General features: G+C 66.1%; 10 protein-coding genes. 7 read left to right on the top strand and 3 right to left on the bottom strand.

Annotation, left to right across the window (positions count from 1 at the left end):
- Window positions 1–334 (bottom strand): MFS transporter (locus A5777_RS16470; RefSeq protein ID WP_197502402.1); only part of this gene is annotated, 334 nt, incomplete at its 3' end.
- A gap of 53 nt (window positions 335–387) precedes the next feature.
- Between A5777_RS16470 and A5777_RS16465 the strand changes: the two genes are divergently transcribed.
- The 5 genes from A5777_RS16465 (at window position 388) to A5777_RS16445 (ending at window position 5,214) form a co-directional block, all read left to right on the top strand.
- Entirely contained in the window at window positions 388–1,338 is a 951-nt protein-coding gene (locus A5777_RS16465; RefSeq protein WP_005204305.1) for an alpha/beta fold hydrolase, read from the top strand.
- A gap of 169 nt (window positions 1,339–1,507) precedes the next feature.
- Window positions 1,508–2,626: an MBL fold metallo-hydrolase gene (locus A5777_RS16460; RefSeq protein WP_039855038.1), complete on the top strand. Its 1,119-nt coding sequence runs from the start codon at window positions 1,508–1,510 to the stop codon at window positions 2,624–2,626.
- Window positions 2,623–3,384, top strand: coding sequence for a crotonase/enoyl-CoA hydratase family protein (locus A5777_RS16455; protein WP_064863467.1), 762 nt, complete (start codon window positions 2,623–2,625; stop codon window positions 3,382–3,384). Before A5777_RS16460 ends, A5777_RS16455 begins: the two co-directional genes overlap by 4 nt.
- 30 nt (window positions 3,385–3,414) lie before the next feature.
- A complete protein-coding gene (locus tag A5777_RS16450) occupies window positions 3,415–4,320 on the top strand; it encodes a LysR family transcriptional regulator (RefSeq protein WP_005204300.1) in 906 nt (301 codons plus the stop codon).
- A gap of 3 nt (window positions 4,321–4,323) precedes the next feature.
- Window positions 4,324–5,214 carry a LysR family transcriptional regulator gene (locus A5777_RS16445; protein WP_005204298.1) on the top strand — a complete coding sequence of 297 codons (891 nt, stop codon included), beginning with the start codon at window positions 4,324–4,326 and terminating at the stop codon, window positions 5,212–5,214.
- Between the two features lie 21 nt (window positions 5,215–5,235).
- Here the strand turns inward: A5777_RS16445 and A5777_RS16440 are convergent, their stop codons facing one another.
- Both A5777_RS16440 and A5777_RS16435 read right to left on the bottom strand, forming a co-directional pair.
- On the bottom strand, window positions 5,236–6,462 hold the full coding sequence (locus tag A5777_RS16440) for an acetyl-CoA C-acetyltransferase (RefSeq protein ID WP_064863466.1): 1,227 nt from the start codon (window positions 6,460–6,462) through the stop codon (window positions 5,236–5,238).
- A 78-nt stretch (window positions 6,463–6,540) separates the two neighbouring features.
- The gene (locus A5777_RS16435) at window positions 6,541–7,677 is read right to left on the bottom strand and encodes a thiolase family protein (RefSeq protein WP_064863465.1); all 1,137 of its coding nucleotides are present in this window, start codon (window positions 7,675–7,677) and stop codon (window positions 6,541–6,543) included.
- Between the two features lie 152 nt (window positions 7,678–7,829).
- On the opposite strand from A5777_RS16435, the gene A5777_RS16430 reads away from it, so the two are divergent.
- Both A5777_RS16430 and A5777_RS16425 read left to right on the top strand, forming a co-directional pair.
- The gene (locus A5777_RS16430) at window positions 7,830–9,026 is read left to right on the top strand and encodes an acyl-CoA dehydrogenase family protein (protein WP_174273024.1); all 1,197 of its coding nucleotides are present in this window, start codon (window positions 7,830–7,832) and stop codon (window positions 9,024–9,026) included.
- Window positions 9,027–9,060: 34 nt separating this feature from the next.
- On the top strand, window positions 9,061–9,733 hold a 673-nt coding region (locus tag A5777_RS16425), incomplete at its 3' end, for an acyl-CoA dehydrogenase family protein (RefSeq protein ID WP_197502401.1).

Raw genomic sequence — 9,733 nt, 5'->3', positions numbered from 1 at the left:
AGGTCAGGATCAACAGCGTGGCGGGATTGAGGTGTCCGGTGAACGCCAACACCGCCATCAGCACGCCGATCGCCGTGGAGTAGACCGACATCACCACGAGCAACCATTTGCGGTCGAGACTGTCGGCGAGCACGCCCGCCAGCAGCGAGAACAGCAGAGTGGGCGCGAGGCTTGCCGTCTGGACCAGTGAGATCACGGCGGGTCCGGCGTGCTGGTCGACCAGAAACCACTGCGCGCCGACCGACTGCATCCACAACCCGACATTCGACACGAGTTGCGCGATGAACAGGTTGCGGAAGACCGAGCTCTTCAGGGGCTGCCAGGCGGAGGCCATGCGTCAACCATGCCCGCATTCCGCGTCGAACGACAGCGTGAGACCCTTGTCACATGATCGACGTCGATCGCCCGAAGATCGAGGGCTCCGTAGCTGTCGGAACACAGGCACACGACAAGAAGAAGCGCCGGATGGGATTCGCCGAGTTCGGTTCGGCGTCCGGACGCCCGATCCTGTGGTTCCACGGCACGCCCGGTGCTCGACGACAGATTCCGCTCGAAGCCCGCGAGTACGCCGCCGCGCGCGGAGTCCGACTCATCGGCATCGACCGGCCCGGCGTCGGATCGTCGACGGCCCACCCCTACGACTCCGTCCGGGACTTCTGCGCCGACCTCACCGACGTCCTCGACGCGCTCGGCATCGACGATTTCGGTGTCATCGGCGTCTCCGGCGGCGGCCCGTACGCGCTGGCCGTCGCGCACGAGTTCGGTCCACGCGTCCACGTCGCCGGAATCGTCGGCGGCGTGGCCCCGACGGTGGGCCCGGAGGCGATCGGCGGTGGCGCAGTTGCGTTGGCACGCCACGCCGCGCCCGTTCTGCCGGTCCTCGGTGCACCCGTCGGCCAGGCGATCAGCACCGCGCTGCGCTTCGTCCGACCGATCGCCGAGCCCGCGATCCTGCTCTACGGCAGGCTCTCCCCCGCCGCCGACCGCGAGTTGCTCAGCCGCCCGGAGTTTCGCGCCATGTTCCTCGACGACCTCCTCAGCGGCGGGTCGCACCGCATGGAGGCACCGTTCAACGACGTACGGGTGTTCTCCCGCGATTGGGGCTTCTCGGTCACCGACATCACCACCCCGGTGCGCTGGTGGCACGGGGACCGCGACCACATCGTCCCCTACGCGCACGGCGAGCACGTGGTCTCGCTGCTGCCCGACGCCAAGCTGTTCAGCCTGCACGGCGAGAGCCATCTGAGCCTGTTCGGGATGTCGACGGACGTGATGGACGAACTCCTCGCCGTCTGGGATCAGGCGATGGTTGCGCCGACGAGTTCCGTGAGCGAGTAGGACCAGAAAAGTTCACCTCATCTGTGTCGATCTACCTTCGGCAGTGCCGAAGGTGGCGTGCAACAGATGAGGTGGATCTTTTCGGTGCACAGCTACATAGGGGTTTCCTCACGGGCTGTGAGTCGACGGGTGTTTGTGGCGCTCGGTCTCGCCGTGGTCGGATCAGATGATGAGTACGTCGATCGTGGTCACCGGCCATCGCCAGCGCGAGGCCTGGGTGCGTAAAGAGATGCCGCCCGTCGAAGAAGTCCGGCCGGGCCTCTGGTCGATCCCGGTCCTCATCCCCGAGAACCCGCTGCGCTACATCCTTGTTTACGCATTGGCGACGGCAGACGGCCGGCTCGCGCTCATCGACACCGGCTGGAACACCGACACGGGCTGGAAGATGCTCGTCGACGGAATCCACGCCACCGGACACGACCTCGCCGACGTCTCGCACGTCTTCGTCACCCACCTGCACCCCGACCACTTCGGACTCGTCCCGCGCCTGCTCGAACACACCGACCCACAGCTCGCGATGCACGTCGCCGACGCCCGCCACCTGCGGTTTCACAGCGAACAAGAAGTAGCGCGTGAGTTCGTGGCCGCTCAGGAGGACCTCCGTGTCCTCGGCGCTCCGACCGACGTCGCGGACACCGGGCTCCTCGAATTCGTCCGGCTCCCGGACGGTCGCACGATGGATGTCGAGCTCGACGACGACGTTCCGCTGAACGTTCCCGGGTGGAATCTGCGTGCGGTGTGGACACCCGGCCACACGGCGGGGCACCTGTGTTTCGCCGACGACGACGCGGGCGTCATCTTCACCGGCGATCATCTGCTCCCCCGGATCAGCCCGAATGTCTCGACCAATCCCTTCCAGACGCCGAGCCCGCTGGCCGACTACCTGACGTCGCTCGCGCGAACCGAGCACATCGGCGACCTCGAGGCCATGCCCAGTCACGAGTACCGATTCCGTGGGCTCGCCGACCGGGTGACCGATCTCCTCTCGCACCACGAGGAACGGCTCAACGAGATCGCCGAGGCGATCTGGAACCAACCGGGCGCGACAGCGTGGGACGTCACACGCGCTGTCACGTGGTCTCGCCCGTTCTCCGATCTGTCGATTCCCTTGTCCCGCATGGCATTGCGGGAGACCAACGCGCACCTGCTGGTACTCGAAGCGCGCGGCATCATCTCGTCGACAGGCCACGAGCCGGTGCGCTGGACGGTCACCGACACCCGCCCCGCCGACCATCACATCGAATCCGCGACGATCGAATCCGCAACCACGAGAGGAACTCTGCGATGACCCCGGTACGCACCGAATCCGCCGACGGCGTAGCCGTTTTCACCATCGACCGCCCGGAGGCGCGAAACGCCGTCAACCAGGAGGTCGCACAACAGCTCGCCGCGGCGATGGACGAGTTCGAACGACGCGATGACATCACCATCGGCATCCTCACCGGAGCGGGTGGAACCTTCTGTGCCGGTATGAATCTCAAGGCGTTCACGCGTGGTGAGCTGCCCAGCGTCGAGGGTCGCGGCTTCGGTGGTATCGCCTCCGCTCCCCCGAGCAAACCACTGATCGCGGCGGTCGAGGGTTGGGCACTGGCGGGCGGGTGCGAACTGGCACTGTCGGCCGACCTGATCGTCGCCGCCGACGACGCGAAATTCGGTCTGCCGGAGGTCAAGCGCGGACTCGCGGCCGCAGCGGGCGGTCTGCTGCGACTCCCCAAGATCCTTCCCTACCAACTCGCCATGGAGATCGCACTCACCGGCGACCCGATCACCGCCGTCCGCGCCCACGAGTTCGGTCTGGTGAACATCCTGACACCGTCGGGTGGAGCGCTCGACGGCGCGCGTGAGCTCGCAGCACGGATCGCCGCCAACGGACCGCTGGCGGTGCGCGCCACCAAGCAGGTCGTCAGCATGGCCATCCGCTACACCGACCCCGAGTTGTTCGCGGAGCAGCGCGGCATCCTCGACCCCGTCTTCGTCTCCGACGACGCGCAGGAAGGCGCCCGCGCCTTCGCCGAGAAGCGCGCACCGAAGTGGACCGGCCACTGACCGAGGCACCCCCTCGCCTACGATCGAGAAGTGGACCTGCACCTTGCCACCTATTTCGTCGCGGTCATCGATCACGGCGGTATCACCAAGGCTGCGCAGGCGCTCTACATCTCCCAGCCGTCGCTCTCGCAGGCGATTCGCACGCTCGAACGCCGACTGGGCGTGACGCTGTTCGACCGCACGGGGCGTCGACTCGAACTCACCGAGGCGGGCGCACGCGTCGAGGTGATCGCGCGGCGAGTCCTCGCCGACGTCGAGCGAGCGCGTCAGCGGGTTGGCGCAGTTCGCGAATTGCGTTCCGGGACAGTGGATGTCGTCACCGAATCCGCCTTCGCAGTCGCACCCCTCGTCACGATCGTGCGTGATTTCCGTGCGCGCTTCGATCGGGTGATCGTACGAATTCTTGCCGCCGACGGCCCGGCGGGCATCCTCGCTGCGCTGCGCAGCGGACGCGCCGAGATAGGACTGATCGATTCCAGCGCGGACCATTCCACTTTCGTATCCGCGCCGCTGGGCACTCAGGAACTCGTCCTTGCCGCGCCACCGTCTCTGAACGTCGACGCCGACGCCGGGGTTGTCGCACGCGAGTCCGTTCGCGCGCTGCCCCTGCTCCTCGACCTCTCCGACCCGGCGACCGAAAGCCTTCTCGCCGACGTCATCGCCGACGGTGCGCGCAACGTCGCGGTCGACTGCGCGCATCCGCCCACCATCCGCGAGCTGGTCACCCGGGGCGTCGGCGCGACCATTGCGCCGCGGGAGTCGGTCGCCGAGCAGATTCCGGACGCCACGACGTACAGCCTGGGCCCGCCGCTGCGACGAGATTTCGGCCTGATCATGCGCTCCGGGCAACCGTCGCCCGCCGCCGCAGCCTTCGTCGCCGTCGCGCGCCAGACATGCGGCGCGCCAGCACAAGTCGACGACCCGGTCTTCGAGTAGCCCGTGGAACTACGTCAGATCGAATACTTCCTCGCCGTGGTCGAGCACGGCGGGATCGGCGGGGCGTCGGTGTCGCTCGGCGTGACCCAGCCGACGGTGTCGCAGGCGCTACGCGCGCTCGAACGCGAGCTCGGGGTGCAACTCTTCCACCGGATCGGCCGCGGGATGGTGCCCAGCGCTGCGGGACGTGCACTCGTCGGCTCGGCGCGCCAGATCGTGCGCGACGTCGGATCGGTCGACGACGCGCTTGCCGTCGGCAGTGATCAGATCACCGGGCGGGTGGAGATCCTCGCGTCACCATTCGCCGACGGTTCCACGATCGCCGATGTGGTCGCGGCATTCGTCAGCGCGCACCCCACCGCCACGATCAGGGTGGGCGAACTCGACGACGAATCACTCGCGGCAGCCGTGATCGAGGAGGGTCGCTGCGACTTCGTCGTCACACATCTTCACCCCGTCGAGACGGCGGTCGACGATGCTCTCGAAGTGATCGTGCTCGGCGAGCAGGAGTTCTGGCTCGTCTGTCCCTCGGGCACCGTCCTGCCCGACGGTCCGATCGACATCGCCGACCTCCCCCACATCCCGATGGTGTTCGTTCCGCGCGGCGGGACGGTCGCCGACGAGATCGAGAGCGCGATGCGCGAAGCGGGCGTACGCCCACCGATCGCGGTGCTCGCCGAAGACCGCGAGGAGCGACTACCCATGGTGCTGGCGGGAATCGGCGCGACGCTGCTCGAACGACGGGTCGCGGAGTCGGTTGCCGATCGCACCACGGTGCGGCCCGTTCGTCCGCGATTCGTCCGCAACTTCGCGCTCATGTACGACCCGACGGCATTATCGATCGCCGCACAGGCTTTCGTCGACGTCGTTCGAACACTGCACCGCGAGAACTGAATACGGTCGACGTATGACCGGTCAGGCCACCCGCTCGAACACTGCCGCCAGCCCCTGTCCGCCGCCGATACACATCGTCTCGAGGCCGTAGCGCCCGCCACCGCGCACCAGTTCGCGAGCCAGCGACGCGAGCATCCGGCCTCCGGTCGCGCCGACGGGATGACCGAGAGAGATGCCTGAGCCGTGCACGTTGACGCGCGCGAAATCGGCACTCTCGGTGGAGAATCGACCGAAACCCCACTCACGGGTCACGGCAAGCGCCTGTGCCGCGAACGCCTCGTTGAGTTCGATCACGTCCATGTCGTCGAGGGTGAGACCCGCCTTGTCGAGCGCCTTCTGCGTCGCCGGAACCGGACCGATCCCCATCGTCTCCGGGGGAACTCCCGCAAGACCCCATGACACCAGTCGTACGAGTGGGCGCAGACCGTACCGCTGCGCCGTCTCAGCGGTCGTCACCAGACACATCGACGCCGCGTCGTTCTGACCGCTCGCATTTCCGGCGGTCACCGTGGCGTCGGCGTCGACCTTCGACATGATCGGTGTCAGCGCGGCAAGCGAATTCAGAGAAATGTCGGCCCGCGGATGTTCGTCGGTGTCGATGACCTGCTCAGACCGCTTGCCCGACATGGTGACCGGAACGATCTCCTCGGCCAGGATGCCGTCCTTCTGCGCACGCACGGCGCGCAGATGCGATTCGACGGCCAGCTCGTCCTGCTCGTCGCGCGAGATGCCGTACTGCCTACGGAGATTCTCGGCGGTCTCGATCATCCCGCCCGGGATCGGATGGTCTCGGCCACCTGCGGTGGATCGCGCCCGAGCAAGGCTGTCGTGCAGCGCGATTCCGGTTCGTGCTCCACCCCAGCGCATGTCGACGGAGTAGAACGACGCATTGCTCATCGACTCGGTACCGCCCGCTACGACGAGATCGTTGTCGCCGGCACCCACCTGATAGGCCGCCTGGATCACGGCCTGCAGACCGGAGCCGCAGCGTCGATCGACGTGCATGCCCGGCACCGTCGTCGGAAGCCCTGCGTCGAGCGCGACGACCCGCCCGATCGCGGGTGCCTCACTGTTGCCGTTGCAGTGGCCGAGGATCACGTCCTCGACGGCGTCGTGCGGCACAGCGGTGCGCTCGAGCAATCCGCTCAGCGCCGCTACTCCGAGGTCGACCGCGGTCACGGATCGGAACATCCCGCCGTAGCGTCCGATCGGGGTGCGGACCGGTTCGCAGATCACGACCTCACGCATGATGTAGCTCCTCTGACTCGCGCAGCCGCACGCCGGCCTCCCGTCCGACGACGGCGGCCTGCAATTGCGTCATCGACGTCAGCCGATCAGCTCGAAGATGGTGGCATTGGCCATGCCGCCCGCTTCGCACATCGTCTGCAGTCCGTAGCGAATACCGTTGTCGTGCATGTGATGCGCGAGACGAGTCGCGAGGATGGCGCCGGATCCCCCGAGCGGATGTCCGACGGCGATCGCTCCGCCGAGCGGATTGAGCGCCTTCTCCGATGCACCCGTGTCGATCTGCCACGCCAGCGGCACCGGCGCGAACGCCTCATTGACCTCGAATGCACCGATCTCGTCGATCGAGAGTTTGGATCGTGCAAGCACTTTGGCCGTGGCGGGAATCGGCCCCGTGAGCATGACGACCGGATCATCACCCGCCACGACGGTGGTGTGAATCCGCACCAGAGGGACCAGGCCGTTGGCCGCCGCGGTCTCGCTCGACATCACCAGCAGCGCGGCAGCCCCATCGGAGATCTGTGATGCGTTGCCCGCGTGAATGACACCGTTATCGTCGAACACCGTTCGGAGTTTGCCGAGGGACTCCAGCGAACCGCCGCGTCGAATACCCTCGTCCCCCTCGAGTACGCCGGGCAGCGTCGCGAGCTGAGCGTCGAAGGCGCCCGAATCGGTTGCTGTGGCGGCGAGTTCGTGTGACCGCAGTGCGTACTCGTCGAGTTGGGCGCGGCTCAGACCCCAGCGTCGCGCTACCTCCTCTGCCCCGATGCCCTGACTGAAGCGGTCGACGCCGAAGCGGTCGAGTACGGTTGCCGGCTGACTCTCGCCGTTGGGTGCCGCGGTACCCATCGGGACACGGCTCATCGACTCGACTCCGCCCGCCACGACGACGTCGAGTTGGCCGGAGATCACCGCGGCCGCGGCCATCGCCAATGCCTGCTGACTCGACCCGCACGCCCGTGTGACCGTGGTTCCGGGGACCGTGGTCGGCCACCCGGCGGCCAACACCGCTGTGCGTGCGATGTTTCCCGCCTGCTCGGCGTGCTGGCTTACGCAACCCCACATGACGTCGTCGATGATCGCGGGGTCGATCCCGGTGCGTTCGACGAGCGCTTCGAGCACGTGGGCCGAGAGGTCAGCGGGATGGATACCGGCCAACGCCCCGTTTCGACGTCCGATCGGGGTGCGTACCGCGTCGACGATCACTGCATCTGTCATGCATTCGAGCCGACCACTTCTCACCTGGTGACCACAAGTAGTTTCGCGTTCACGGACTCATAGACAAGCCCTATCCCATTGAGTCGCCCTATCGGTGTGTTAGCCGATCCGGCCGTTCCTTCCACCTACGTCACGGGTGCATGCTGGAGGTCATGGCACGTCTGGCCCGCACGCTCGGTCTCACCGACACCCAGGAAGACATCGTCGCCGCGGTGCGACGATTCGTCGACGCCGAGATCATCCCGACCGCGCAGCAACTCGAACACGACGACGCCTACCCGCAGAAGATCGTCGATGGCATGGCCCAACTGGGGCTGTTCGGCCTGATGATCCCCGAGGAGTACGGAGGACTCGGCGAGTCGCTGCTCACCTACGCGCTGTGCGTCGAGGAGCTCGCACGCGGCTGGATGAGCGTGTCCGGTGTCATCAACACGCATTTCATCGTCGCCTACATGCTGCGTCAGCACGGAACCGACGAGCAGAAGCAACGGTTTCTGCCACGGATGGCCACCGGCGAGGTGCGCGGCGCGTTCTCGATGAGCGAACCGGATCTCGGCTCCGACGTCGCAGCGATCAAGACGTCGGCCAAGCTCGGTGACGATGGCGCGTACACGATCAACGGCGCGAAGATGTGGCTGACGAACGGGGCGTCGTCGACTCTCGTTGCGGCACTTGTCCGTACCGACGAGGGCGCGGCCAAACCGCACCACAATCTGACGACGTTCCTCATCGAGAAGCCTGCAGGATTCGGGGAAGTCGTTGCCGGACTGACCATTCCGGGAAAGATCGAGAAGATGGGCTACAAGGGCATCGACACCACGGAGATGATCTTCGACGACTATCGGGCATCGCCGGACGACATCCTCGGCGGAGTGCCCTGCCGCGGGTTCGCGCACATGATGGACGGGGTCGAGGTGGGTCGGGTCAATGTCTCTGCACGCGCGTGCGGTGTTGCGCAACGAGCGTTCGAACTCGCCATCGCCTATGCGCAACAGCGCCACACCTTCGGCAAACCGATCGCCGAGCACCAGGCGATAGCGTTCAGTCTCGCCGAGATAGCCACCAAAGTCGAAGCGGCACACCTGATGATGACCAATGCCGCACGGCTGAAGGACTCCGGCGAACGCAACGACGTCGCAGCGGGCATGGCCAAGTATCTGTGCAGCGAATACTGTTCGGAGGTCACCGGGGCGTCGTTCCGCATTCACGGCGGGTATGGCTACTCGAAGGAGTTCGAGATCGAACGACTCATGCGTGAAGCGCCGTTCCTGCTCATCGGCGAGGGCACCAGCGAGATCCAGAAACAGATCATCAGCAAAGGGCTGCTGCGCGAGTACGCCGCCAGCTGAACCACCGACAGATATCCGACGAGAGGGAAAAGACGTGCAGCGCACCGTATTCAACGAAGACCACGAGGCTTTTCGCAAGACGATCCGCGACTTCATCGCCAAGGAGGTCGTGCCCGTCCACCCCGAATGGGAGAAGCAGGGACACCCGCCGCGTGACTTCTACCGCAAACTCGGCGAGTTGGGCGTGCTCGGCATCGAGGTGCCCGAGGAGTACGGCGGCGGAGGCGTCCACGATTTCACGTATTCGCTTGTCGTGTCGGAAGAAACCGCCCTCGCGGGCGTGACCTTCGGCAGCGAGTCGGTACACACCAATCTGATCCTGCCGTACCTCATGGAGTACGCGACCGACGAACAGAAGCAGCGCTGGCTACCCGGATTCGCCTCGGGCGACATCATGTTCGCGATCGCCATGACCGAACCGGGCACCGGCTCCGACCTCGCGAACATCTCGACGACGGCCAAGCTCTCCGAGGACGGCAGCCACTACATCCTCGACGGCGCAAAGACATTCATCACGGGTGGCGCACTGGCCGACCGCATTCTGGTGGTGTGCCGCACCGCATCGTTCGATCCCGACAATCGTCGGGCCGGACTCTCGATTCTGGTGGTGGACACCACATCCGAGGGTTTCGCCGTCGGACGGAAGCTGGAGAAGATCGGACTCAAGGCGTCCGATACCGCCGAACTCTCCTTCTCATCGGTGCGCG

Origin of the sequence: Gordonia sp. 852002-10350_SCH5691597, assembly GCF_001665715.1 — a bacterium.
GTDB classification, from domain to species: Bacteria; Actinomycetota; Actinomycetes; order Mycobacteriales; family Mycobacteriaceae; genus Gordonia; species Gordonia sputi.
Note: the sequence above shows the minus strand (reverse complement) of the source record. Positions and strands in the feature narration are given on the sequence as shown.